Source organism: Variovorax fucosicus, from assembly GCF_030316825.1.
Lineage (GTDB): Bacteria > Pseudomonadota > Gammaproteobacteria > Burkholderiales > Burkholderiaceae_C > Variovorax > Variovorax fucosicus.
Map to the genome: position 1 here is coordinate 1947038 of NZ_JASZYU010000001.1, position 25531 is coordinate 1972568.

Here is a 25531-nt window from a genome sequence, read left to right on the forward strand (position 1 = left end):
ATGCCACGCAAGTTTGTCGATCTCTCGATCTTTCTCGAAAACGATGTGCTGTCCGACCCGCCCGCCTTCGCGCCGAAGATCCAGTACTTCACGCACGAGCAGACCTACGAGCAGATCGAGCCCTTCTTCCCCGGTCTCAAGAAGGAAGACCTGCCCGACGGCGAAGGCTGGGCGGTGGAGATGGTGCAGCTGTCCACCCACAACGGCACGCACCTCGATGCGCCCTACCACTTCCACTCGACCATGGACAAGGCGCTGGGCGACAAGAAGCCCGCGATCGCGATCCACGACGTGCCGCTCGAATGGTGCTTCCAGCCCGGCGTGAAGCTGGACTTCCGGCACTTCGCCGACGGCTACGTCGTGACGGCAGAGGACGTCGAGGCCGAGCTCAAGCGCATCGGCCACACGCTCAAGCCGCTGGAGATCGTGGTGGTCAATACGCGCGCCGGTTCGCGCTACGGCCACTCCGATTTCGTCTCGGCCGGCGCGGGCATGGGCTACGAGGCGACGATGTATTTGCTGGAGCGCGGCGTGCGCCTGACCGGCACCGACGCCTGGAGCTGGGACGCACCCTTCGTGCACACCGCGAAGAAGTATGGCGAGACGCATGACGCGTCCCTCATCTGGGAAGGCCACAAGGCCGGCCGCGACATCGGCTACTGCCACCTCGAGAAGCTGCACAACCTGGAGGCGCTGCCGCCTTCAGGCTTCTTCATCAGCTGCTTTCCGCACAAGATCCGCGGCGCATCGGCCGGCTGGACGCGCGCCGTCGCGATCTTCGATGATGCCTTGATGGCCTCGGTTTGACATGCCGGCGCTCAACCACACCCACGACCCCGCAGCACGCAGCTGGCTGGCCTCGGCCAATGCCGAGGGCTGCGACTTTCCGATCCAGAACCTGCCGCATGCGGTGTTTCGCCGCGCGGGCAGCAGCGAAGCCTTTCGCGGCGGCGTGGCGATCGGCGACCAGGTGCTCGACCTGGCGGCGCTGGCAGCCGGCGGGCAGCTCGACGGCCTCGCGCTCCATGCCGCACGCGCCGCCGCGCAGCCGGCGCTCAACGACTTCTTCGCGCAAGGCCCGGCCGCGTGGCAGACCTTGCGCCATGCCCTGTTCGCGCTGCTGAAGTCCGACACGCGCCACGGCACCGACAGCGTGCGCCAATGCCTGGTGGCGCAAGCCGAGGTGGAATACACCGTGCCCGCGCGCATCGGCGACTACACCGACTTCTACACCTCGATCGACCATGCGCTGAACATCACGCGCATCTTCAACCCCGAGGGCGACGTCACGCCCAACTTCCGCTGGATTCCGATCGCGTACCACGGACGCGTGTCGACCATCGGCGTGAGCGGCCAGCGGTTCCGCCGGCCGATGGGCCAGACCCTGGCGCCCGGCGCCGCGGCGCCCACCTTCCACGCCTGTGCGCGGCTCGACTACGAGCTGGAACTCGGCATCTGGATCGGCCAGGGCAACGCGGCCGGCGAGCCGATTCCGCTCGCGCAGGCGGAGCAGCACATCTTCGGCATCTGCCTGCTCAACGACTGGTCGGCGCGCGATATCCAGTTCTGGGAGATGGCGCCGCTCGGCCCCTTCCTGGCCAAGAACTTCGCCACCACTATTTCGCCGTGGATCGTGACGATGGAAGCGCTCGCGCCCTACCGCCAGGCCTGGACGCGGCCGGCCGGCGAGCCGCAGCCGCTCGCCTATCTCGACACCGAGGCCAACCGTGCCGAGGGTGCGATCGACATCCAGCTGGAGGTCTGGCTGGAGAGCGACAAGGCGCGCACCGAAGGCACCGGCGCGTCGCGCCTGTCGGCCACCAGCTTCCGGCACCAGTACTGGACACCTGCGCAGATGGTCGCGCACCACACGGTCGGCGGCTGCAGCCTGAATGCTGGCGACCTGTTCGGCAGCGGCACCATCTCCGGCCCCGGGCCGGGCGAGGCCGGCGCCATCATCGAACTGGCCCGCGCGGGCCAGTCACCGGTGACGCTGGCCAACGGCGAGCAACGCAGTTTTCTGGCGGACGGCGACGCGGTGATCCTGCGCGGCGCGTGCGCGAAGCCGGGCGCGGCGCGCATCGGGTTCGGGGAGAGCCGGGGGACGGTGCTGCCAGCGCTGGGGTGGGCGACACCGGCGCGCTAAACGAAATCAAGCGCTTCCGCTCGAACTGTGGCCGCCTTCCTGCTCGAGATGCTCAACCAGTTGTGCCTACGGATGTCGCAAATGGGCCCAAAGGAGTCTGTGGCGGTTTTCTGGCCGACTGGCAGGTCCACCCAGCAAGCTGCCGGTCGGACAACGCAGTGTGGAATCGATGTTCGTAGGCAGCGGTCGTTCGCAAGGGCCTGGCGTCGGCCGCAACGAGCTCGAAGTCGAACAACAGCTTTCCAGGTGCGCGATTCAGCGACGAATTGCCCAGCACCAAAGTGACTGCGAGGAGCAGCCAGTGAAAGGCACTTCATGCCATCAGTTTTCTGTACTGAATGAAGCCGCTCTTCTCGGCGATGTTGTCGTAAAGCTTCATCGCGTGTGTGTTGCTCTCGTGCGTGAGCCAGTGGACGCGGCTGCCACCCTGCGAGCGCGCGGCCGCATAGACATGCTCGATCAAGGCTCGCCCCACGCCTTTGTCGCGCCGCTCTGGCGCGGCGAACAAATCCTGCAGATAGACGTAGTCGCCCGCCGTCCAGCAACTGCGGTGGAAGATGTAGTGCACGAAGCCCACCAGCACGCCCTCGTGCTCGGCCACGGCGCAGTGCATCGGTTCGGCGGGGTTCATGAAGCGCGCCCAGGTTTGCTGGGTCACATGCTCGGAAATGCTGGTTTTGTAGAAGGCTTGGTAACCCTCCCAGAGGGGAAACCACTGCGCGTAGTCTTGCGCTTGTGCCAACCGAATGTTCATGTGCCTTGTCCTTCCAGTGCGTTGTGAAAGCTGGTGTGAAGCGCCGAAGGCACTCAGTCGACCAGCCGCCGCCGTATATCCGCCAGGGACATGCGTTGCGTGCCATCGAGCGAAAAGTTGTCTGATGAAAGCCAAGCCTCCATCGCCGCCTTCACGGCGTGCCACTCGCCGTCGATGATGGAAAACCACGCCGTATCGCGCGAGCGGCCTTTGTAGACAATCGCCTGCCGAAAGACGCCTTCAAACCTGAAACCGAGGCGCTGCGCTGCACTGCGTGACGGGGCGTTCAGGCTGTCGCACTTCCACTCAAATCGGCGGTAGCCCAGCGTGTCGAACACCAGTTTCATCAGCAGGTACTGGGCCTCGGTGGCGGCGGGGCTGCGCTGAACCAAGGGGGAGTAGTTGATGCTACCGACCTCGATCACGCCGTGCGCGGGGTCAATGCGCATCAAGGCGAGAGAGCCCACAGCACGGTAGGACTTGCTGTCCACCACGGCAAAGAACAGCGGATCGCGGCTCGCTTGAGTTTGTTCCAGGTGGGCGAGAAATGCCTCGTACTCGGCAAACGGCTCCTGAAAAAGGTAGGTCCAGGCGCGGTTGTCGGGTGCCGCGGCATTGGCCGCGAACAGATCGGGTCCGTGAAGCTTGGCGTCGATGGGTTCCAGGCGGCAAAAGCGGCCCTCTATGCTGGCGTGGGGCGGCAGCAGTCGGCTTGACCAGCCGGGAACGGCATCGCCGATCGGTTGGTCATACTCGTTCTGTCGTGTCATGGGGATCTCTGGATGAGGCGAATGCAGACCGACGATATCGCTATCGTGGTCTGATATAAAGTTCCACGACATGAATTTCTGATGGTGCCACGAGACCATGAAATCCAACCTCAATGACCCGTCCGCGGACGCGCCATCATCTTTACCCGAACTGCTGGAGACCCCGTTGGATCGGGTCAGCACCGAGCCGCTGCAGCGCCAGCTGTGTCGTCGCATCAAGGAAGCGATCGTGACCGGGCATCTGCCTGCCGGCCTGCGCCTGCCTGCCACCCGAGTGCTGGCGCAGGCGCTTGCCGTCTCGCGCAACACCGCCAGCCTGGCCTATGAGCAGTTGCTGGCCGAGGGTTATGTGTTGGCAGATCGGCAGGGCACGGTGGTAGCCATGCTGGCGCAGTCAAACGCTGATGCGCCGCGCCAACGCCAGCGCGCAACAGCCGCCATGCCAACAACCTCTCGACCACTCGCCAGCCGCTTGGCCGAATTGCGCCCCAGCGCCCCCATGGCGGCGGAGTGCACCGCGCTTCGTCCCGGCGTGCCCACGCTTGCTCAGTTTCCATTTACCCATTGGCGCCGGGCGCTGGACCGTGCATGGGCCACGGCATCGGCCAGCACGCTCAACTATGGTGATCCCTTGGGCCAGATGCCTTTGCGCGCCGCCATTGCCAACCATTTGGCGCTGACGCGCGGCGTGCACTGCACGGCCGCTCAGGTGGTGATCACCGAAGGGGCGCAGGAGGCACTGACACTGTGCGTGCGCCTGCTCACCAACCCCGGCGACACGGCGTGGATGGAAGACCCGGGCTACCGAGGCGCCAAATCAGCGCTTCAGGCTGGTGACTTGCGGGTGCTTGCGAAGCGGCTGGATGCGGAGGGCCTGCAGTTCGGTGCCAAGGACTGGCTGCGCGAACAACCCCGGTTGATCTACACCACGCCCTCCCACCAGTACCCTATCGGCACGGTGATGTCCGTGGCCCGTCGTCTGGCCTTGATTGCCGCGGCGCAGGCCCACGGCGCCTGGATCATCGAGGATGACTACGACAGCGAATTCCGCCACAGCGGCGATCCCATCGGGGCCATGCAGGGGCTGGTAGAAGGCGCGCCCGTGCTCTATGTGGGCACGTTTTCCAAGACCATGTTCCCGGCCTTGCGGCTGGGATTTCTGGTTGTGCCGCCCGATTTGCTGGCGGTGCTGACATCGCCACTGCGCGAGTTGCTGCGCGGCGGACACAGCCACGAACAACTGGCCATGGCGCACTTCATCGAGTCCGGCCAGTTCGCCCGTCATCTGGGGCGCGCGCGTCGCCTGTACCGTGAGCGCCAGCAGGCCTTGCGCGAGGCGCTGAGCCAACATCTGGGCGTGCCGCACAGCATCGAAGGCGGGCGCTGTGGCCTGCACCTGTGCGTGCGGATTGACCCGGCCATGAGAGATGTGCAGGTGGTCGAAGCGGCGCGGCGCTGGGGCATGGCGCCACAGGCGCTGTCCACCTTCGCACTGGCCCCGCAGGCGCAGGACAACGGGCTGGTGCTGGGCTACGGCAATACACCGATCGAGACGATTGCCCCGCTGGCCAAGAGGCTTGGAATGCTGTTGAGAGGGGGGCTTGCTTGAAACGCATGCGTGCAGTCCATCACCTGCAGATTGGTCGTGCGCTGCACAGACGTATCACCCCCCCTGCGCCATCGCCGACACCAAGTGACCTTAGCCGCCACCGGTGGTGAACGCTTAACAAATCAGTGCGCTGCACTGGCGAGTTGCCATGATGCTGCCGGTCACCGACGACCGCTCCTGGCCGAGGCTGCCACAAGGGGGCCGACAACGCGCCCCGATAGCTTCGAAGTAGGCCTTCGAATTTAGACCGCAACGTTGCAGTACTCGCTCACAGCGACGGTTCGAATGGAGGACTACCGCCGGGGCACCACTCGCCTACGCGACTCCGACATTTGCCAACGCCGGCACGCGCGCTGCATCCGGGGTCAGCCCGGCGGCGGGCTTTCAAAACCCAGCGCGCGGTCGCGCACCAGCACGATGGCTTCCGCCCGCGTGTGCACGCCGAGCTTGTCGAAGATGCTCGACACCTGGTTGCGCACCGTCTTCTCGCTCTTTTGCAGTTGCCGTGCAATCGCCGCGTTGTCCAGCCCGAGCGCCACCAGCCGCAGCACGTCGCGCTCGGCGGGTGTCAGGGCCGCCTCGTTCGCCGCGCCTTGCGCCGCGGCGGCCGGCGGCACGCTGAGAAAGCCGTGCAGCTCCGCCAGAAAGGTCGCCCAGGCCGGTTCGCTCTCGAGCAGCACGTGGTTGTCGCTGTCGAGCGGCACGAAGCGCGCGTCCGGAATCAGCGCCGCCAGCCGGCGTCCTTCGTCGAAGGGAACGCGGGCATCGCCGCGCGCATGCAGCACCAGGGTCGGCACGCGCAAGTGGGCGGCGAGATCGGTGACATCGACCTGATGGAACGCCTCCAGTGTGCGTGCCGCGTTGTCGGGACTGGCCGTGAGCCGCTCCAGCTCGTTCCACCAGAGGTGCTGCCGCGGCGTTCCGCCCGGGATGAACTGGTTGGTAAACACCTGCCGGAACGCCGGGTTGTCGCGCCCCCAGCCGATGCGGATCAGGTTGACCAGCGTCTCGGCCTCCAGCCTCTCGCTGGCGGCGCCGGCGCGACGCAGCGCGCCGCGGGCGTAGGCACCGTGCAGGATCAGGTGCGACACCTTGTCAGGATGGCGCACCGCGTAGCTGATGGCCACCGCGCCGCCTTGCGACATGCCGAGCAGCGGGAAGCGGCGCAGCCCGAGACTGTCGACCACCGCCTCCAGGTCGGCCACCCAGGCATCGAGCGAGAAGTCGGCGACATCGCTGTCGGACAGGCCGCAGCCGCGCTGGTCGTAGCGAATGTAGGTGTGGTGCCGGGCCAGCGCCTCCAGCCAGGGACGCCAGACCGGACTGTCGGCGTCGTGCTCGACATGGCTCAGCCAGTGCGCGGCGCGCATCAGCGGCGGGCCCGAGCCGATCGAGGCGATGGCGATGCGCGTGCCGTCGGGCGCCACGCAGAAGCGGATGGTTTGACGGGACGACGACGCCATGCCGGATTGTCTCGCGCTTCCCGGCGTGGGACGGTTACACCACGTTCCTGCCGGCAGATGCGGCTGGCCACCGCGTTCGTGGGACAGCCGCCCCATGCGGCGCAGAGGACCCAGGGGAATGATCGGCTCACGTCAATCGGACGGATCGATCCTTGAAGGGGTTGCCATGCAAACGAGCCACGCGTCGAGCGACGCACAACGCTATGCCAGAACGATCGAAGTCTCCAAACGAATCCGCTGGGACATCGACCGCGACGTGATCCGCGGTCGCGAGTTCGATCTGGACCACAAGTTTCTTCCCGACGGGCTGTCTCTGGTCGACGAACTGGGCTTTCTGAGCGCGGGCCAGCAGCGCTTCCTGAGCCAGGTGCAGGGCCGAACCTACGCCAACATGTTCGGACTGGTCGAGCGTTTCATCGGCGCGAAGATGCTCGAGGTGAGCCGCGACCACTGGCTCGGCGACCAGACCGCACTCGAGGCGATCGTCCGCTTCACGGACGAAGAGCTGAAGCACCAGGAACTGTTCCGCCGCATCGAACTGCTGGTGGGCGCCAGCATGCCGCCCGGCTACCGGTTCGAGGTGGCCCCGAACGACGTTGCATCCTTTGTCCTCGGCAAGTGCACCTGGGCCGTGCTGGCGCTGACCTGCGACATCGAACTGTTCTCGCTGGCGCACTACCGCGCCAGCATCGAAGGGGCCGAGGGCCTGTCGGCGCTGTTCAAGGACGTGTTCCTGTACCACTGGCGTGAAGAGTCACAGCACGCCGTCATCGACGAGCTGGAATGGGTGCGGGAAGACCGCAAGCTGCCGTCGGACGCGGCGCGCGACGCTGCGGTCGATGATCTGATCGCCCTCGTTGGCGGCGTCGACGGCATCCTGCAGGCGCAGGCCGCGAGCGATGCGGCGTACTTCAAGTCGGTGAGCGGCGTGCCGGCCGATGGCGCACAGGCCGCAGCGATCGACGCGACCGTGCTGAAGGCCTACCGCTGGCAGTACATCGTTTCGGGCGCGATAGAGCCGCGCTTCCAGCAGATGCTGGCGAGCCTCGTCAGCGACGCGCAGATGCAACGCATCAACGCGGCGCTGGCGCCGCTCGCGTACGCGGTTCCGATCCGGGCCGACGCGACGGTGGTGCACTGAGCGTCCCGCCGCCCGGCCTCAGTTGCTGCGCGGCCCGCGTGCCGCGGGTTTTTTCGGCTTCTTGTCGCCGTCGCCGCCGCCGAACAGCTGCTCCACTTTCTGCCCGATGCGCGCGCCGATCGCGGTGCCGACGCCCGGCAGCACGGCACTGCCGATGGCTGCGCCGGCCAGCGCACCACCGGTGAGTGACAGTTCCGGCACGTCGACCGTGCCGCCCACCTTGAGCGGCACGCCGACCACGCCATCGACCAGGTCGACCGCCGCCTCGCCGTCGAGCTTGCGGTTCAGCATGGTGACGCTGCCGCTGGCGGTGAGCAGGCCGGAGCGCGCCTTGAGGTCGCGATAGCGCATCACCACGCCGTCGTCGGTGTTCTGCGTTTCGAGCGTGCCGGCAAGTTCATCGAGCGGGGTCTGCCCGCCGCGGCTGATGCCGGCGGTGACCACCGCCTTGGCCAGGTCGAAGCGCAGCAGCGTGGCGGGCCGCACCGTGAAGCGCGTGCGCGTGTGCAGCACCCGAAGCAGCGCGATGGGGTTGTCGGCTTCGGCATCGACTTCGGTGCGGCCCTCGATGCGGCCTTCGACCGGCGCGCGCCGTTTGAAGGCGGCCGTGAGCAGCGCGATGTCGACGTTGCGCGGCGTGAGCTCGGCATGCAGGCGCAGACGCTGGTCGGGCAAGGTCTGCACGGTGGTGGTGCCGTTCCAGCTGCCGCCCGCCACCTCGATGTCGGTGCGCCAGCGGTCAGTGCCGTCCTCGCGCTCCAGCACGAGGCGGGCCGGCGGTGTCACCTCGCGTCGCGCCACTTCGGCGTGTCGCGGCAGCCAGCCGGGGTCGAAGTCGATGCTGCCGTCATAGGCCAGCGCGATGCCGCGCCGGTCGATCCAGGTCAGGTCGCTGAAGCGGGCGTGTTCGACCGGAACGCTGTGAACCGTCCAGCCGCCCACCGGCTGCTGCGCCTTGTCGCCGAGCTGCCGGAACGCGCGCACCGATGCACGCGGCAGCACCGCACCCTCGATCTCGACGGTGCCGATCTGCACGCGACGCGCCAGCAGCGCCGACAGGCCGGCGCGCAGCACCAGCTTTTGCACAGTGATCGGCTCCTTCTGGGTGGTGGCGACCTCGCTCAGCGTGATGGCCGGGCCGGGCCGCAGCGTCCAGTGCGCGGCGCCGACGCGCAGGCCGATGCCGGTGCGCTGCTCGAACTCGCTCGCAATGCGCGCGGCAAGCTCCTCATCGCTGGGCAGCCACCAGGCCAGGCCGGCGGCCAGCAGCACGACCACCGCCAGCGCCGTGGCGGCGATGCCGGCAATCCATCGTTGTGGGCGGGTCATGCGCCGAGCTTAGGGTCGGGGCGGTGTCGCCGATGTCGGCCGGCCGCCCGTTTGCACGGCGCGGGCTCGCTACAGTGTTGCACCTTCACTGGCCTGGAGCCCCGCATGCCCATCTGGCAAAAACCCGTCACGCTCGACCTCCTCAATTCGCGCAGCGCCGAGGGCGCCGTGGCCGCGCTCGGCATCGAGTTCACCGAGATCGGCGACGACTTCCTGCGCGCGCGCGTGCCGGTCGACGCACGCACCGTGCAACCGTATGGCCTGCTGCACGGCGGCGTGTCGGTGCTGCTGGCCGAAACGCTGGGTTCGACCGGCGCCTACTACGCCTCGCCCGAGGGGCAACGCGCCGTGGGCCTGGACAGCAACGCCAACCACCTGCGCGGCGCCATGGGCGGCTGGGTCACGGGCACCGCGCGGCCGGTGCACCGCGGCAGAACCACCCAGGTCTGGCAGATCGAGATGACGAACGACGCCGGCGAGCTGACCTGCGTCTCGCGCCTCACGATGGCAATGCAGCCGCAACGCGCGTAAAAAAGGAGACTGCACATGACCGATTCCTACCTCCCCCGCTGGCGCGAGGTGCAGGCCACCAGTGGCAGCGTCGTCGCGCCCGACGAACGCCTGCCCTGGCCGCAGACCGCCGTGATGGGGGTGCAGCACGTGATCGCGATGTTCGGCGCCACGGTGCTGGCACCGATCCTGATGGGCTTCAACCCCAACATCGCAATCCTGATGAGCGGCGTCGGCACGCTGATCTTTTTTCTGGTCACGGGCGGACGGGTGCCGAGCTATCTCGGATCGAGCTTCGCGTTCATCGGCGTGGTGATCGCGGCCAGCGGCTACGCCGGGACAGGGCCGAACGCCAACATCGCTGTGGCGCTGGGCGGCATCGTGGCCTGCGGCGTGCTCTACGTGCTGATCGGCGCCATCGTGCAGATGGTTGGCACCGGCTGGATCGAGCGCTTCATGCCGCCGGTGGTCACGGGGGCGGTGGTCGCGGTGATCGGGCTCAACCTGGCAGGCATTCCGATCAAGAACATGGCGGCCAACAATTTCGACGCGTGGATGCAGGCGGTCACCTTCCTGTGCGTCGGGCTGGTGGCGGTGTTTGCGCGCGGCATGCTGCAGCGGCTGCTGATCCTGGTTGGCCTGATCCTCGCGAGCATCGTCTACGCGGTGCTGACCAACGGCCTGGGCCTGGGCAAGCCGATGGACTTGAGCGGCATTGCCAACGCGGCCTGGTTCGGCCTGCCGGCCTTCACCGCGCCGGTGTTCACCGGCAACGCAATGCTGCTGATCGCGCCGGTGGCGATCATCCTCGTGGCCGAGAACCTCGGCCACCTGAAAGCCGTGACCGCGATGACCGGCCGCAACCTCGACCGCTACATGGGCCGCGCCTTCATCGGCGACGGCATTGCTACGGTGGTGAGCGGCGCGGCGGGCGGCACCGGCGTAACCACCTATGCCGAGAACATCGGCGTGATGGCCGCCACGCGCATCTACTCGACCGCGGTGTTCGTGGTGGCCGCGCTGATCGCGCTGGTGCTGGGCTTCAGCCCCAAGTTCGGCGCGGTGATCCAGGCGATTCCGCTGCCGGTCATGGGCGGCGTGAGCATCGTGGTGTTCGGCCTGATCGCGATCGCGGGCGCCAAGATCTGGGTCGACAACAAGGTCGACTTCTCGCAGAACCGGAACCTGATCGTGGCTGCCATCACGCTGATCATCGGCACCGGCGACTTCACGCTCAAGTTCGGCCAGTTCGCGCTGGGTGGCATCGGCACCGCCACCTTTGGCGCCATCCTGCTGTGGGCGCTGCTCGGGCGCTCGCGCAACGCTTAAGGCGGGTTGCCCTGCGGCCCGACCGGCGGCGGCGCGGCGCGGCCGCTGGAACCGGGGGCCAGCTTGCGGCCGAACGCCTCGCCCACACGGCGCGGGCCGGCGCTGGCGCGTTCGCTGCCGGTGGCGATGCCACGGCGCGCCGCGTGGTCGGCGCGGTTGATGCTGCGGCCGGCCGCATCGGTGCCGCGCTTCACACTTTGCAGCGGCTTGCTCTGGCTGCCCGCCGGCGCCGGTCTGGCGTGATCGTCGGCAGCCTGCGCTGCCAGCGGCGACAGCACGAGCGCCGCCATCCACGCCACGAAGGCGCTGCGCATCATCATCAAGGGTGCCCGGTTCATCATGCTGCGCTCGCGGTCTTGCGCGCGCGCCCGGCCGGCGCGGCCTTCTTGGCCGCTGCCTTCTTGGCCGCCGTCTTTTTGGCGGCCGGCTTCGCGGCCGCCTTGGCAGCGACGGGGCTTGCCTTCTTGGCGGCCACCTTCTTCGCCGGTGCCTTGGGGGCCGGGGCCTTCTTCGCCGCCGCCTTCTTCGCCGCGGGTTTCGGCTCGGGCTTGGGCGCTTCCACCTTCACCGCGGCAGGCCTAGCCTTCACGACCTCGGCCACCGGCGGCGGCGGCGCGGCGGTCTTGGCGGCAGCGGCCTTGCCGGCGGCGCCGGCCGTCTTGGCATCGCCGGGCAGCGTCTGGGTCAGCTCCATCAGCAGCCGGTGCTCGGCCAGCAGGTAGTCGCCGAGCTCGGTGAGGTCGGGCACGGCGCGGCGGCAGGCGATCAGGCCGTAGTCCATGCGGCCGTTGTAGCTCTGCACGGTGATGTTGAGCGCCATGCCGTGGCTCGCGATCGACACCGGGTAGTAGCAGGTGACGAGCGCGCCGGCAAAGTACATCGGGAACGGCGCGCCGGCCACGTTGGAGATCGCCACGTTGGCCGTCGGCGGCAGCAGGTTGACCAGGCCGGAGCGCCCGATCATCGAGGCCATGCCCGACATCAGCCAGGGGGCGCCGAACATCGGAAAGTCGTCCATGACCACCGCCTTGAACCGGCTCATCATCGACTTGGACGAGGTCGACGAGGTGTTGATCGCGCGCATGCGCTCGACCGGATCCTTGATGTCGGTCGCCAGGCTCACCAGGATGATGCTGGCCTGGTTGTTGGCAGTGGTGTCGCCCGCTTCGCGCAAGCTCACCGGCACGCCGGCCACCAGCGGCTTGTCGGGCAGCTCGTTGTTGTCGGCCAGGAAGTGGCGCATGGCGCCGGCCACGGTGGCCATGACCACGTCGTTGAGCGACACGCCGAAGTGCTTGGCGATGTGCTTGGTTTCCGCCAGCGAGATGGTGCGGCCGGCAAAGGTGCGCTGGTTGGTGATCGACACGTTCAGCGAGGTGCGCGGCGCGAACAGGCTGAACTTCTTGGGCATCGCGCTGACCGACTTGCCGTCCGCGCCTTCGACCGGCTTGGCCAGCCCGCCGATAGCCTTGGCCAATGCCGGGGCCATCTTGAAGAGCTTGACGTACTGCTGAGCGGTGTTGCGCAGCGCGGCGCCTGCGAGTTCGGCCATGCCGAGCTGGTATTCATTGCGATGCGGACGCGTGCGCGGCGGCTTGACCACGCGGCCGGTCGGCTCCATGTCGAAGATCGCCTTGCCGACCTCGACGCCGGCCTGGCCGTCGATGCCGGCATGGTGCACCTTGGTGTAGAGGCCGATCTGGCCGCTCTTGAGGCCGTCGATGATGAAGAACTCCCAGAGCGGCCGGCTGCGGTCGAGCAGCGTGGAATGCAGGCGCGCCACGTACTGCTGCAGCTGGCGGTTGGTGCCGGGGCTGGGCAGCGTGACATGGCGCACGTGGTAGTCGATGTCGATATCTTCGTCGTCGACCCACACCGGGTTCGACAGGTCGAACGGCATCAGCGCCAGCTTGCGCGTGAACACGTCGGCCAGGTGGATGCGCGACAGCAGGTAGGCCTTGGCATCTTCGTAGAAGTCGCCTTCGTAGCCTTCGGGCAGGTCGAGCACGTTGAGCGAGCCGACGTGCATCGGCATCTCAGGCGTTTCGAGGTGAAGGAAGGTCGAATCGAGGCCGCTCAGGTGTTTCATGGTGTCTCCTCTGTCCCGTGTCGCTTGAAGTTGTTCTCTGGGGCCCCGGCTTCGCTCAGCGATCGGGGCTGCCCGCAGGATACAGCGCGCGTTCAAGCCCGCGCGGGCTGAAATGTGTCCACCCGTCTTCGGCCTGCGCCAGCCGGTCGCCCAGCGCATAGAGCACCAGGGGATGCACGCCCAGGCCGCTGTGGGTGGCGCCGACGATCTCGATGTTGTCGGTGAGCGGGCCTTTCTTCTCGATGCAGCAGCCCCAGCCAACGATGCCGTCGGTGCGCGTGAAGATCGAGGTGGTGGGCACGCCCGGCGGCGGGCCTTCGCCGCGTTCGCCGGGGTCGACGTCGTTCTTGCCGCTCACCATCTGGTAGACGCCCCAGGCGTTGCTGCTGGTATGGGGGTTGCCGTAGATCGGGCTGCCGAGCGTGACGACCTGCCGCACCTGGTCGGGCGCCTCGCGCGCCAACTCGCGCGCGTACACGCCGCCCAGGCTCCAGCCGATCACGCTGACCTTGCGGCCGGTGCGCCCATGCAGTTCGGCCAGCGTCTTGCGCATCTGGCCGAGCACGCCCTGGCGCGGACCAAAGTTGCGGCCCTGGCCCCAACCCGTGACGTCGTAGCCGCGCGCAGCCAGAAAGCGGCGCAGCGGCACCGTGGAAACGTCGTCGGCCATCAGCCCCGGCAGCACCAGCACCGGATGGCCATCGCCGCGCGGCACGCGGGCCATCAGCCAGGGCATGGCGAGCGGCAGGCTCGACAGCTCCCATATCACTCGGCTTTCGAGCAGCAGCAGCAGCTTGGACGGACGGCTTTCGTCGGGCGTGTTCCGGAACAGGCCCCTGAAGGGCAGGACGTCGGCGAGTTTCAAAAAAATAGCTCCCTATGGGTATTTCGTGTGCGCCGGATTTTGTAGAGGTTGAGCCCAAAAGTGGAGCACCACCGGGTCGCCGCCGCGACTAGGGTTTACCGCAGGCACGAAAGCGGTGCACCTCAAATGCAACCCGATGCAAAGAGTGTTGTGCTGAGTGAGCGGTTGCGCCGCCTCGCGCCGGGGCCGGTAGCTGCGCCCGTTAGACTTGAGCGCTTTCCGCAAGACGTTTCCCATGGCCGATGCATCCGCCGCGCGCACCCGAGCGGTTTTCGAATTCAAGAGCGCGACGCTGCCGCTGATTGCGGTGATCCTCAAGACGGCCGACCTGGCTGTCCTGACCGAGGCGCTCGACGCCCAGCTGGCCGACTCTCCCGATTTCTTCGAGCAGGAGCCAGTGGTCATCGACCTCTCGCTGCTGCAGGACGAGGGAGAAACGGCCGTGCTCGACTTCACCGCGCTGCGCGCCCTGCTGGCACGGCACCAGACGCAGCCGATCGCCGTGCGCGGCGGCAACCCCGAACAGAACATCGCCGCCCGAGCCGCCGGCCTGGCGCTGGCCGCCATGCCGGTGTCGCCGCCGGCGCGCCCACCGGCAGCCCCCGCCGAGGCAGCGAGCCCCGCCCCGCAGATCGTGCGCGAAGTGCCGGTGCCGGCCAACGGCACGCTGCTGATCGACAAGCCGCTGCGCTCGGGCCAGCAGGTCTACGCCCGCGGCGGCGACGTGATCGTGACCGCGGTGGTGAGCTTCGGCGCCGAAGTGATCGCCGACGGCAACGTGCACGTCTACGCGCCGCTGCGTGGCAAGGCTATTGCAGGGGCCCGTGGCAACACCGAGGCGCGCATCTTCACGACCTGCCTCGAAGCGCAGCTGGTGGCGATTGCAGGCATCTACCGCACGGCCGAAGTGCCGCTCGGCCCCGACGTGGCCGGCAAGGCGGCGCAGATCAGCCTCGACGGCAAGAAACTCGTGATCGATCCGATCACATCAACAAAATAGAGAAGGACAGGCGATGGCCAAAATTGTGGTGGTGACCTCGGGCAAGGGCGGCGTCGGCAAGACGACCACGAGCGCGAGCTTTGCCTCGGGGCTTGCACTCGCGGGCAAGAAGACGGCGGTGATCGACTTCGACGTGGGCCTGCGCAACCTCGACTTGATCATGGGCTGCGAGCGCCGCGTGGTGTACGACCTGATCAACGTCATCCAGGGCGAGGCCAACCTGAACCAGGCGCTGATCAAGGACAAGCAGTGCGACAACCTGTTCGTGCTGGCCGCCTCGCAGACGCGCGACAAGGACGCGCTGACACAGGACGGCGTCGAGAAGGTGCTGAAGGACCTGGCCGCGATGGACTTCGACTACATCGTCTGCGACTCGCCGGCCGGCATCGAAACCGGCGCGCTGATGGCGATGCACTTCGCCGACGAGGCGCTGGTCGTCACCAACCCCGAAGTCTCCTCGGTGCGCGACTCGGATCGCATCCTGGGCATGCTCAGCAGCAAGACCAAGCGCGCTGTGGACGGCGGCGAGCCGATCAAGGAACACCTGCTGATCACGCGCTACAACCCGAATCGCGTCGCCGGCGGCCAGATGCTGTCGCTCGAAGACATCCAGGACATCCTGCGCATCAAGCTGATCGGCGTGATCCCCGAGTCGGAAAGCGTGCTCAACGCGTCGAACCAGGGCGTGCCCGCGATCCATGACAAGGGCAGCGACGTGGCCGAAGCCTACGGCGACGTGGTGGCGCGCTTCCTCGGCGAAGACAAGCCCCTGCGCTTTGTCGAAGCGCAGAAGCCGGGCTTCTTCAAGCGCATGTTCGGAGGGAAGTAAGCCATGTCCTTTCTCTCGTTCCTGCTCGGCGAAAAGAAAAAGACGGCGAGCGTCGCCAAGGAGCGGCTGCAGATCATCCTGGCGCACGAACGCTCGGGCCTCGGCAACAGCCGGCCGCCGGCGTACCTGGCCGACCTCCAGCGCGAGCTGGTGGCAGTGATCTCCAAGTACGTGTCGATCCGGCCGGAAGACATCAAGGTCAACCTGGAACGCCAGGACGATCTCGAAGTGCTGGAGGTGAAGATCGAGTTGCCCGACGCGGTGGTGCCAGCACGCTGAGGCCGCATCGCGCCCGGCCATCGATCTGATCGCCGCCCACGCCCGCCAGCGCAATGCTGGCGGGCGTTTTCATTGGTGGACAGGAGTTGCGTGCGGGCCAGTCCGGTGGGGGACAGCGGGAAACCCCGCAGCGAAATCTGCGCGGCGAGGCTCGCCGAATGCGCGGCGGCGGCGTATCGTGTCAGCCGCCCGATTCCACAACCCTCACCGAAAGCAAACATGGCCACCAGCAAGAAGACCGCCCCCAAGAAGACCGCCGCCGCCGCACCGAAAGCAGCGCCGCGCGCGAACCCGGTGCAAGACATCCAGGAAGCGATGGCCAAGCCGTTCAAGGGCGTGACCGAGCGGCTGCAAGCCCTGAACATCCCCGGCATCGCCGAGCGCTTCAAGGAAATGAACGTGCAGGGCGCCGCCGGCGCGCTGCTCGACAACGGACGCAAGGATCTGAAAGCGCTGGTCGAGGCCAACGAGAAGTCCTACAAGGGCCTGCAGGCCGTGGTGGCGCGGCAGACCGAAATGCTCAAGTCGTCCATCAGCGACTGGCAAGGTGCGGTGCAAGGCATGCCCGGCAAGGATCCGAAGGAAAACCTGGCCAAGCTCGACGAAATGGCCCGTGCCTCGTTCAAGCGCGCGCTCGACGACATGAAGGAGCTGGCCGACCTGGCCGCCAAGTCGCAGGCCGATGCCTTCAACGTGGTGCGCGAACGCATCAACGACAACGTGGAACAGGTCAGCAAGCTGCTCAAGCGCGGCGGCAAGTGAGCCACGGCGTCGCCCGGGCCAACGGCGTCGAGCTGGCCTGGGACAGCTTCGGCGACCCGGGCGCCGTGCCGATGGTGCTGATCATGGGCCTCGGCACCCAGATGATCGGCTGGGACGAGGTGTTCTGCGCCCATCTGGCGGCTGCCGGCGGCCTGCACGTGATCCGCTTCGACAACCGCGACGTTGGGCTGTCGACCCAGCTCCCGCAGCTCGGCGTGCCCGACGTGCAGGCGCTGATGATGAAGGCCCTGGGCGGCCAGCCGTTCACCGTTCCCTACACGCTGCGCGACATGGCGAACGACGTGGCCGGCCTGCTCGACGCACTGAAGCTGGAACGTGCCCACATCGTCGGCGCCTCGATGGGCGGCGCGATCGGGCAGGAAATGGCAATCCACCATGCCAGGCGGATGCTGTCGTTCACCAGCATCATGTCGTCGACCGGCGACCCGACGCTGCCCCCGCCCACGGCAGAAGCGATGGGCGTGCTGTTCACGCCGGCGCCCGCAACGCTCGAGGCGTTCATTCCGCACTACGCCAAGGTCTGGCGCGTGCTGCGCGGGCCGCACCCGTTCCCGGAAGACGAGGCGCGCGATGCCGAACGCGCGCGTGCCGTGTTCACGCGCGGACTCAACCCCGCCGGCACAGCACGCCAGTTGGCGGCCATCTTTGCGTCGGGCAACCGCAAGCCGGCCCTGCGCGACACGCAGGTGCCGACGCTGGTGATCCACGGTGATGCCGATCCGCTGGTGCCGGTGCAGGCCGGCATCGACGTGGCCGCCGCGATCCCGGGCGCCAAGCTGCTGCGCCTGCCGACCATGGGGCATGCGTTGCCGGTGTCGCTGTGGCCGCAGCTGGTCGGCGCCATCGCCAACCATTCGCAAAAATCAAAATAAGGAGAGAGACAAGCATGAGCAACAGCAACCCGCATCCGTGGACATCTTCCTACCCCGCAGGGGTGCGCTGGGACGCACCCCTGCCCGTCACGCCCGTGCAGCAACTGCTCGATGAGGCCGTGGCGAAGTGGCCCGATCGGCCGTTCCTCGACTTCATGGGCCGGCGCATCACCTACCGCGAGTTCGGCACCCTGGTCGACCATGCGGCCAGCGGTTTCCAGAAGCTCGGCGTGAAGCCGGGCGTGCATGTGGGGCTCTACCTGCCGAACTCGCCGCACTACCCGATCGCGTTCTTCGGCATCCTCAAGGCCGGCGGCACGGTGGTCAACTACTCGCCGCTCGATGCCGAGCGCGTGCTCGAGCACAAGGTGGAAGACAGCGAGACCGACATCCTCGTCACGCTCGACCTGGCAGTGCTGTACCCGCAGATGGCGCGCCTGCTGGGCCATTCGCGGCTGAAGAAGCTCATCGTCGGCACGCTCGGCGAATACTCGGCCGCACCGGCGCCGACGCGCGCGCACCTCGAAGCCGCGAAGATGCTGGCGCCGGTGGCGAGCGACGATTTCCACATGTCGTTTGCGCAACTGCTTGACAACGACGGCCGGTACACGCCGCACGACATCGGCAACCCGGCCGAGGCCGTGGCCGCGCTGCAGTACACCGGCGGCACCACCGGGCTGCCCAAGGGCGCGATGCTCACGCACGGCAACCTGACGGCGGCCTGCGGCCAGTACGTCGAGAGCCTGTCGGGCGACGACCCGATCGTGAAATTCGGCGAGGAGCGCGTGCTAGCGGTACTGCCGCTGTTTCACATCTATTCGCTCACGGTCAACATGCTGATGGGCATCCGGCTCGGCGCCGAGATCGTGCTGCACACGCGCTTCGAACTCGAGACCGTGATGAAGGAGTTCGAAGCCAAGAAGATCACCATGTTCGCCGGCGTGCCGACCATGTACACCGCCATCGCCAACCACCCGAAGGCCAAGGAGATCGACATGCGATCGCTCAAGTCCTGCGGCTCGGGCGGTGCGCCGCTGCCGGTGGAGGTGGCCCACAAGTTCTTCGCCATGACGGGCTGCAACCTGAACGAAGGCTGGGGCATGACCGAGACCTCGCCCACCGGCAGCTTCACGCCCGCACGCGGACGGCGCAAGGGCGGCTCCTGCGGCATGCCGCTGCCGGGCATCACGCTGTCGATGCGCAGCCTGGAGAACCCGGATGAAGAAGTGCCGCGCGGCGAACGCGGCGAGCTCTGCATCTCGGGCCCGAACGTGATGAAGGGCTACTGGCACAACGAGAAGGCCACGCGCGAAAGCATGACCAGCGACGGCTTCTTCCGCAGCGGCGACGTGGCGATCATGGACGATGACGGCTTCGTCTTCATCGTCGACCGCACCAAGGACATGCTGCTGTGCGGCGGCTTCAACGTGTACCCACGGACGATCGAAGAGGCGATCTACGAGCATCCTTCGGTGGAAGAGGTGTCGGTGATCGGCATTCCCGACGCCTACCGCGGCCAGTCGCCCAAGGCCTTCATCAAGCTCAAGGCCGGCGCTGAACCGTTGAGCCTCGATACGCTCAAGGTGTTCCTGAAAGACCGTCTCGGCAAGCACGAGATGGTGGGCGAGATCGACGTGCGCGCCGAGCTGCCCAAGACCGCCGTCGGCAAGCTGTCGAAGAAGGAGCTGTACGACGAGGAGAATGCGAAGCGCGCAGCGAGCAAGACGCCGGCCTGAGATCGGCAGGTAGAAAAAAGAATACGCCCGGTGTCATCACACGGGCGTACATTGGGGAACATTCCAAGTTCCAGAACGGACAAGCAATGGCAGCAACTTCCCGCGCATACTCGGCGCCTTCCCAAAAGGCGACCGAGCAGGCAGCGCACCGCGAACGCCTCCGGCAGGCATTGCCGGACACCGTCAACCGGCTCCAGCAACGCCACGCCGACCAGATCGATGCCAAAGACATCGAGGACTACGTCGCGCTCAACTGGCTCGAGTGGCACGGCGGTGGCCTGCGGCTCACCATCACCGGGCGCAACGTGCGCGCGCAGCTGGCGCCAACGGCGGTCTAGCCGCCGTTGCCCGCGGTCACTGGCCGACGATGATCTGGGCGATCAGCCCGGTCGCCAGCGCGGCCAGCACGTAGTCACCACCCACCCCCACCCACTGATAGCCGCGCGGCGGCGCATTCAGGTGGTGGCCGCGCCAGTCGTTCACGACGTAGTTGCGGCCGCGGTATTCGGTCGGCACGCGACCGCCACGACGCCATTCGGCATGCGGTGACGGGAAGCCGCTGCGATCCACGTGGCGGCCATCGCGAAAGTCCTGGCGGTCACCGCGGTGGTCGAAGCGGCCGTCGCGGTCGTGGCGACCATTGCGGTCATTGCGGAAGTCCTGGCGATCACCGCGGTGGTCGAAGCGGCCGTCGCGGTCGTGGCGACCATTGCGGTCATTGCGGAAGTCCTGGCGATCACCACGCTGCTCGAAGCGGCCATCGCGATCCGGGCTGCGCGGCTGGAAGCGATCCTGGGCGAAGGCGCTGCCGACGCCCGAAAGCGCGAGTGTGGCGGCCACGATGGCAACGGTTCTGGACTTGATGTTCATGCTGAACTCCTTGGTTGGATGACGAGTTCAGTGTCGGCGGCGCGTGTATCGGACTGGCGCTGCGGAGGTGGCGGCAATGTAAAGCTGTGTCAGGGTCAGGTATCCGTCATGGTCGGCGCGCGGCCGGCCCGATGGCTACTTTGCGGCCGGCAGGGGATCGGCCAGCGCCTCCCCGGACAGCGGCAGGCCCGCCCTGGCGCCGAGCACCAGCTGCGCCTGGTGCTTGCCGGGACGTGTGGGCGCATAGCGCACCACGAGCCGGCAGGTTTCGTCGGTATCCAGCTCGCGCCCTTGGCAGTCGTCCTCCACGCTGAACTGCGAGGCGGCAGCACCCCCGATTTGCGGGGCGGGCGGCGCAGCTGTGCGCGAGCCCGCGTTTTGCACCAACAGCACATAAGGCGGCACGCCGGACGCCGCTGACAGCGTGACGTGGCCGAAATCGATCGGCACCGCCGGCACCAGCGCCAGTTCCGCTTTCTCGGTGAGGCGCAGCAGGCCCGCCACGCCGAGCGCCCCGACCAGGCCGAGGCCGAACGCGACGCCGAGCTGCCCCAGCAGCGGACGCTCGCCCCACGACACGGCAGTGCCGTAGGCCGGCAGCGCCGGCGTCGGTGGCGGCAACCACGACGGATGACCCTGGCCAATGGTGGAATCGCTTGCGGCCACCCCCAACCCGAGCTGCGGCGCATCGTCCCAGCCTTCCGGGGGTGCCTCCGGCATCAGCCAGCCGAGGTGATAGCGCGCCGATGCGGCCAGCTGCGTGTCGTCGGCCAGTTGCGCGAGCTTGAAGGCCTCGCGCAGCAACTGCGCCGCGCGAGGTGGATAGCCCTGTGCCAACTCCAGCGTGCCGCGCTGGTGCAGCGCCCAGGCGCACTCAACCGGATTGCCCAGCGCCCTGGCCGCTTCGGCGTGCCGCTCGAGCAGGTACCTGGCCGCATCCCAGCGCGTCGCCAGCGTGAGCGGCAAGTCCCAGGCGCGCCCGAGGGCGACCACATCGGCCAGCGCGTCGGCCTCGCGCGCCTGTGCCAGGGTGAGCCACAGCAAGGGCATCACCAGCAAAGCCGGAGCCGCCGAGGACGACTGCTGCGCGATATGGTGGCCCAGGCGCACCAGCCCCGCGGTGCGTCGGTGCCGCACCAGCGCCGGTGCCGCCTGCAGCGCCGGCACGGCATGCGGCAGCAGGCGCAGCTGATCCTCGTCCTCGTAGATCCAGCCCGCATCGCACAGGCGCAGCACCAGCGCGTGCGCATCGGGCTTGCCGCAAAGCTCTGCCAGCACCGTGGCTTGCACTGGGTAGGGGCTGAAGGCGGCCAGCGTGTCGAGCACGGCGCGGGCGTCGGCACCGAGCATGGCGAGCGCAGCCGGGCTGGTGCGCGACGGCAGGCCGGGCTGTTCGGCCTTGACCACGGATCCGGGCGGCGCGCTGCGCGCGAGCTGTTCGGGATTGCCGCGCAAGGCATGGCAACGCTCGAGCGCTTCGCCAAAGCTGGCGCCGGACAGCGGCCCGCCGCGCAGCTGCTCGAGCAAGGTCATGGCGTAGCTGGTTGGCAGCCCGCCCAGCGCGATCGGCGTGGCTTCGCGCTGCAGCGTCGGCGCGCTGGTGGTCATCAACACGGCGCAGTCGGGTGCGATGTCGCGCAGTTGCTCGATTGCACGGTCGTCCAGCGCAGCGTCGTCCGCCAGCAGCAACACGCGTTTGGTGGACAGCCGTGCGCGCAGCTCGACCCGGGCCGGGCGGCAGCGCGCATCGACGCTGTAGAACGCGTCGAACAGCGACTGCAGCAGGTCGAAGCCGCCCAGCATGCCGTCCGGAACACACACCACGCCGTCGCGAAAGAGCGTTCCGGCCTGTTCGCCGGCGTGGCGCAGCAGCCAGGTCTTGCCGCTGCCGGCCTCGCCCGTTACCTCGACCGCCGACAGGCCGGCGTGCAACGAGCCAAGAATGACGCCGGTGATTTCCTCGCGATCCAGAAAACCGGGGGGCGTCTGCGGCTTGCCGCGGTGTTCCGCGCCGCGCTCGGCCACGTCTCGGCCGGCGAGCGAAACGTGCACCGGCTCGGCATTGCCCGCCAGCAGCACGCCGCGCTGGTGCTCGACGCGGAAATGATTCGCGCCTTCGCTGTGGGCGCGGGACGAAGCAACGCGCTGCATGAGATTCCTCCAGGGAATCCTTGCGCGCTGCGGGCGCGCCCCGGCTGGTCGCACTCCCCTTCTTTCAGATCAACTTTAGTCCGAAAGTTCTCAGATTGCAGCAATAAAGTGCGCGTGAGGGTTATGTTGCCGGCTTGTCGCTCGGGGTCTTGATGTTGTCGCGCAGTTGCGGGCTCAGCGGCAGGCCGATCGCCTGGTTCTTCGGCGGGATCGGGCCCATGAACCACTTGTTGTAGAGCTTCTCGAACTCACCCGACTTCATCATGCCGGTGATGACGCCGTCGACCAGCGCCTTGAACTGCGGATCGTCCTTCGGCAGCATGCAGGCGTAGGGCTCGACCTGCAGCGACTCGCCGACCACTTCGAGCTCGTTCGGCGCCTTGGCGTTCGACTTGAGGCCGAACAGCAGGATGTCGTCCATCGCGAAAGCAGTGGCGCGGTCGCTCTCCACCAGCAGTAGCGCATCGGCATGGTCCTTGGCCGACACGATGTCGATGTCGAGCTTTTTCTCCTCGTTGTACTTGCGCACCACCAGCATGTTGGTGGTGCCTGCGGTGATCGCGACCTTCTTGCCCTTGAGGTCGGCGTAGTCCTTGACGCCCGCGGTCTTCTTCACGAGCAGCCGGGTGCCGGTGTAGAAGTGATTGACGGCGAAGGCCACGTCCTTGGCGCGCGCGGTGTTGTTGGTGGTGGAACCGCACTCCAGGTCGATCGTGCCGTTGCTGATCAGCGGGATGCGGTTCTGCGAGGTCACGGCCATCAGGCCGACCTCGATGTTCGGCTTGTTGAGCTTCTTCCTGACCTCGGCCACGACTGCGTTGGCGATGTCTACCGAGAAACCGATGGGCTTCTCGGGGCCGTCGAGGTAGCTGAACGGCACCGACGATTCGCGGTAGGCCAGCGTGATCTTGTTGGCCGCGGCGATCTTGGCCAGCGTGTCGGCGGCCTGGGCGCCACCTGCAAGGCCGAGCAACAGCAGGGCGGAGGTCACAGCAGAAAACTTCATGTCGAAAATTCCTTTGGCTTCGGGATGAAACGGGACGCAACGAGCGGGCAGTCTAGGAGCGGCAGGGCCATGGCGATCCCCTCCTTTTCCCGAACGCCCGTAAAGTTGGCGCACTGCTTGCGGCAAACGCAAGAACGACACCAACCCTTTTCTCCCCCTCCTTCCCTTCAACTTCAACCCGACATGCAAGTCACAGTGCTCGGCGCCGGTATCGTCGGTCTCGCCGCCGCGTGGGAACTCACACGGCGCGGCCACGCGGTCACCGTGGTCGATCGCGCCGAGCCCGGCCGCGGCGCGAGCGGCGGCAACGGCGCGCAACTGAGCTATTCGTACGTTCAACCGCTGGCGGATGCATCGATATGGAAACAGTTACCCAAGCTGCTGCTTTCGCCCGCCTCGCCGCTCAAGCTGCGGCCGCAGCTCGATCCACACCAGTGGCGCTGGGGGCTCGCGTTTCTGGCGGCCTGCAATGGCACGACCTCGCGCGCGACCACGGCGCAGCTGCTGGCGCTCGCGCTGCGCAGCCGCGCGGGCTTCGAGGCGATGCGCCAGGCGCTGCAACCGGACTGCGATTTCTCGGCCACCGGCAAGCTGGTGATCTATCGCAGCCAGGCCGCGCTCGACGGTGCCGCGCGCCAGCTCGACCTGCAGCGCGAACTCGGCAGCGCACCGCAGCGCATCGTGAAGCCCGACGAGTGCGTCGGCATCGAGCCGGCGCTGGCCGCGGTGCGGCATGAGATCGCCGGCGCGGTCTACACCGACAGCGAATGCGCGGCCGACTGCCTGAAGCTCTGTACCGCGCTCGTCGCGTCGCTGCGCGAGCGCGGCGTGCAGTTCGTGCTCGGTGAGGAGGTCGACGGCTTTGCATTGCGCGGCGATGCGGTCAGCGCAGTGACCACGGCGCGCGGCGCGATCGACGGCGAGGCGTTCGTGCTCTCGCTCGGCACCGCGTCGCACACCCTCGCGCGCCGGCTCGGCCTGCGGCTGCCGGTGTATCCGCTGAAGGGCTACAGCATCACGCTCGACGTCGATTCCGGGCCCGGCGCTGCACCGACCGTGAGCGTGACCGACGCCGCACGCAAGGTGGTGTTCGCGCGCCTGGGCAACCGCCTGCGCGTGGCCGGCATGGCCGAACTGGTCGGGCACGACGCCTCGATTCCCGCGACGCGCATCGAGTCGCTGGTGGCTTCGACGCGGGCGGTGTTCCCGAAGAGCAGCGACTTCACCGAGCTCCATCCCTGGACGGGCATGCGGCCCGCCACGCCAACCGGCTTGCCGATCCTCGGCCGCCTGGCCGGAGCGCCGAAGAACCTGCTGTTCAATACCGGCCACGGAGCGCTCGGTTTCACGCTGGCATTCGGCTCGGCCGAGCGCATCGCCGACGCACTCGAAGCGCAGCCCTGAAGGGCACGCGCGTTACTGGTCGTCGGCCTGGGCGCGCGCCATGCGCTCGCTCTTCCAGTACACGTCGTCGCCGCCATCGACGCGATTGAGCACGCGTGCCAACACGAACAGCAGGTCGCTCAGGCGGTTCAGGTACTGGCGCAGCGCGTCGTTGAGCGTCTCGCCCTGCCCCAGCGCCACCACCGCGCGTTCGGCGCGGCGCGCGATCGTGCGGCACACGTGCGCGAGCGAGGCTGCACGCGTGCCGGCCGGCAGGATGAATTCGGCCAGCCGCGGCAGCGCGGCGTTGTGCTCGGCCAGCGCGTTGTCGAGCTGCAGCAATGCCTCGGGCTTGAGCAGCGTGTAGCCCGGCATCGAGAGTTCGCCGCCAAGGTTGAAGAGCTGGTGCTGCACGTCGACCAGCAACTCGCGCACGCCCGCGGGCATCGGCTCGCACAGCAGCACGCCGATGTTGGAGTTGAGCTCGTCCACGTCGCCCATCGCGTGCACGCGAAGGTGGTCTTTGGGCACGCGCGTGTTGTCGCCGAGGCCGGTGGTGCCGTCGTCGCCGGTGCGGGTGGCGATCTGGGTGAGGCGATTGCCCATGGGGCTGTCTT

The 25531-nt window shown here is 67.6% G+C and carries 25 protein-coding genes; 14 read left to right on the forward strand and 11 right to left on the reverse strand.

Annotated features, from left to right (window positions below):
• The gene (locus QTI05_RS09255; protein ID WP_286540580.1) at positions 1–807 is read left to right on the forward strand and encodes a cyclase family protein; all 807 of its coding nucleotides are present in this window, start codon (positions 1–3) and stop codon (positions 805–807) included.
• Between the two features lies 1 nt (position 808).
• Complete coding sequence (fahA, locus tag QTI05_RS09260; RefSeq protein ID WP_286624072.1) at positions 809–2146, forward strand: fumarylacetoacetase; 1338 nt, start codon at positions 809–811, stop codon at positions 2144–2146.
• A 313-nt stretch (positions 2147–2459) separates the two neighbouring features.
• Here the strand turns inward: fahA and QTI05_RS09265 are convergent, their stop codons facing one another.
• Positions 2460–2900: a GNAT family N-acetyltransferase gene (locus QTI05_RS09265; protein ID WP_286540577.1), complete on the reverse strand. Its 441-nt coding sequence runs from the start codon at positions 2898–2900 to the stop codon at positions 2460–2462.
• Positions 2901–2953: 53 nt separating this feature from the next.
• Positions 2954–3670 (reverse strand): GNAT family N-acetyltransferase, encoded by a 717-nt coding sequence (locus tag QTI05_RS09270; protein WP_286540575.1) that lies wholly within the window; start codon positions 3668–3670, stop codon positions 2954–2956.
• Between the two features lie 97 nt (positions 3671–3767).
• On the opposite strand from QTI05_RS09270, the gene pdxR reads away from it, so the two are divergent.
• On the forward strand, positions 3768–5279 hold the full coding sequence (gene pdxR / locus QTI05_RS09275; protein WP_286624074.1) for a MocR-like pyridoxine biosynthesis transcription factor PdxR: 1512 nt from the start codon (positions 3768–3770) through the stop codon (positions 5277–5279).
• 365 nt (positions 5280–5644) lie between these two features.
• Here the strand turns inward: pdxR and QTI05_RS09280 are convergent, their stop codons facing one another.
• Positions 5645–6742, reverse strand: coding sequence for an alpha/beta fold hydrolase (locus tag QTI05_RS09280; RefSeq protein ID WP_286624076.1), 1098 nt, complete (start codon positions 6740–6742; stop codon positions 5645–5647).
• Between the two features lie 166 nt (positions 6743–6908).
• Here QTI05_RS09280 and QTI05_RS09285 point away from each other — a divergent pair, with 166 nt between their 5' ends.
• A complete protein-coding gene (locus QTI05_RS09285; RefSeq protein WP_286624078.1) occupies positions 6909–7883 on the forward strand; it encodes a hypothetical protein in 975 nt (324 codons plus the stop codon).
• Positions 7884–7901: 18 nt separating this feature from the next.
• Here QTI05_RS09285 and QTI05_RS09290 read toward each other — a convergent pair whose 3' ends face one another.
• On the reverse strand, positions 7902–9212 hold the full coding sequence (locus QTI05_RS09290; RefSeq protein ID WP_286624079.1) for a hypothetical protein: 1311 nt from the start codon (positions 9210–9212) through the stop codon (positions 7902–7904).
• A 105-nt stretch (positions 9213–9317) separates the two neighbouring features.
• Between QTI05_RS09290 and QTI05_RS09295 the strand changes: the two genes are divergently transcribed.
• Both QTI05_RS09295 and QTI05_RS09300 read left to right on the forward strand, forming a co-directional pair.
• A complete protein-coding gene (locus QTI05_RS09295; RefSeq protein WP_286624080.1) occupies positions 9318–9743 on the forward strand; it encodes a hotdog fold thioesterase in 426 nt (141 codons plus the stop codon).
• A gap of 15 nt (positions 9744–9758) precedes the next feature.
• Positions 9759–11051, forward strand: a complete 1293-nt coding sequence (locus QTI05_RS09300; protein WP_286624081.1) for a solute carrier family 23 protein — start codon at positions 9759–9761, stop codon at positions 11049–11051.
• Here the strand turns inward: QTI05_RS09300 and QTI05_RS09305 are convergent.
• The 3 genes from QTI05_RS09305 to QTI05_RS09315 are packed head-to-tail and all read right to left on the reverse strand — an operon-like array spanning position 11048 to position 14005.
• Entirely contained in the window at positions 11048–11392 is a 345-nt protein-coding gene (locus QTI05_RS09305; protein ID WP_286657801.1) for a hypothetical protein, read from the reverse strand. The genes QTI05_RS09300 and QTI05_RS09305 overlap by 4 nt on opposite strands.
• A complete protein-coding gene (locus QTI05_RS09310; protein WP_286624084.1) occupies positions 11389–13140 on the reverse strand; it encodes a WS/DGAT/MGAT family O-acyltransferase in 1752 nt (583 codons plus the stop codon). Before QTI05_RS09310 ends, QTI05_RS09305 begins: the two co-directional genes overlap by 4 nt.
• A 55-nt stretch (positions 13141–13195) precedes the next feature.
• Positions 13196–14005, reverse strand: a complete 810-nt coding sequence (locus tag QTI05_RS09315) for an esterase/lipase family protein (RefSeq protein WP_286624085.1) — start codon at positions 14003–14005, stop codon at positions 13196–13198.
• 235 nt (positions 14006–14240) lie between these two features.
• On the opposite strand from QTI05_RS09315, the gene minC reads away from it, so the two are divergent.
• The 7 genes from minC to QTI05_RS09350 all read left to right on the forward strand — a co-directional run bounded on the left by minC (position 14241) and on the right by QTI05_RS09350 (position 19842).
• Entirely contained in the window at positions 14241–15005 is a 765-nt protein-coding gene (gene minC / locus QTI05_RS09320; RefSeq protein ID WP_286624086.1) for a septum site-determining protein MinC, read from the forward strand.
• 13 nt (positions 15006–15018) lie between these two features.
• Positions 15019–15834, forward strand: coding sequence for a septum site-determining protein MinD (minD, locus tag QTI05_RS09325; protein WP_286624087.1), 816 nt, complete (start codon positions 15019–15021; stop codon positions 15832–15834).
• A 3-nt stretch (positions 15835–15837) separates the two neighbouring features.
• A complete protein-coding gene (minE, locus tag QTI05_RS09330) occupies positions 15838–16113 on the forward strand; it encodes a cell division topological specificity factor MinE (protein WP_286540557.1) in 276 nt (91 codons plus the stop codon).
• Positions 16114–16332: 219 nt separating this feature from the next.
• The gene (locus QTI05_RS09335) at positions 16333–16875 is read left to right on the forward strand and encodes a phasin family protein (protein WP_286540556.1); all 543 of its coding nucleotides are present in this window, start codon (positions 16333–16335) and stop codon (positions 16873–16875) included.
• Positions 16872–17768: an alpha/beta fold hydrolase gene (locus tag QTI05_RS09340; RefSeq protein WP_286624088.1), complete on the forward strand. Its 897-nt coding sequence runs from the start codon at positions 16872–16874 to the stop codon at positions 17766–17768. Before QTI05_RS09335 ends, QTI05_RS09340 begins: the two co-directional genes overlap by 4 nt.
• A 14-nt stretch (positions 17769–17782) precedes the next feature.
• A complete protein-coding gene (locus tag QTI05_RS09345) occupies positions 17783–19504 on the forward strand; it encodes a long-chain-fatty-acid--CoA ligase (protein WP_286624089.1) in 1722 nt (573 codons plus the stop codon).
• Between the two features lie 86 nt (positions 19505–19590).
• The gene (locus QTI05_RS09350) at positions 19591–19842 is read left to right on the forward strand and encodes a hypothetical protein (RefSeq protein WP_286540551.1); all 252 of its coding nucleotides are present in this window, start codon (positions 19591–19593) and stop codon (positions 19840–19842) included.
• Positions 19843–19858: 16 nt separating this feature from the next.
• On the opposite strand, the gene QTI05_RS09355 is transcribed toward QTI05_RS09350, so the two are convergent.
• From QTI05_RS09355 to QTI05_RS09365, 3 genes are all read right to left on the reverse strand, one after another.
• Positions 19859–20374 (reverse strand): RcnB family protein, encoded by a 516-nt coding sequence (locus QTI05_RS09355; protein WP_286624090.1) that lies wholly within the window; start codon positions 20372–20374, stop codon positions 19859–19861.
• 135 nt (positions 20375–20509) lie between these two features.
• Complete coding sequence (locus QTI05_RS09360) at positions 20510–22525, reverse strand: hypothetical protein (protein ID WP_286540549.1); 2016 nt, start codon at positions 22523–22525, stop codon at positions 20510–20512.
• 121 nt (positions 22526–22646) lie between these two features.
• On the reverse strand, positions 22647–23531 hold the full coding sequence (locus tag QTI05_RS09365) for a transporter substrate-binding domain-containing protein (RefSeq protein WP_286540547.1): 885 nt from the start codon (positions 23529–23531) through the stop codon (positions 22647–22649).
• A 183-nt stretch (positions 23532–23714) separates the two neighbouring features.
• Here QTI05_RS09365 and QTI05_RS09370 point away from each other — a divergent pair, with 183 nt between their 5' ends.
• Positions 23715–24935: a D-amino acid dehydrogenase gene (locus QTI05_RS09370; protein WP_286540546.1), complete on the forward strand. Its 1221-nt coding sequence runs from the start codon at positions 23715–23717 to the stop codon at positions 24933–24935.
• A gap of 12 nt (positions 24936–24947) precedes the next feature.
• Here the strand turns inward: QTI05_RS09370 and QTI05_RS09375 are convergent, their stop codons facing one another.
• A complete protein-coding gene (locus QTI05_RS09375) occupies positions 24948–25520 on the reverse strand; it encodes a cob(I)yrinic acid a,c-diamide adenosyltransferase (RefSeq protein WP_286540543.1) in 573 nt (190 codons plus the stop codon).
• Between the last annotated feature and the right edge of the window lie 11 nt (positions 25521–25531).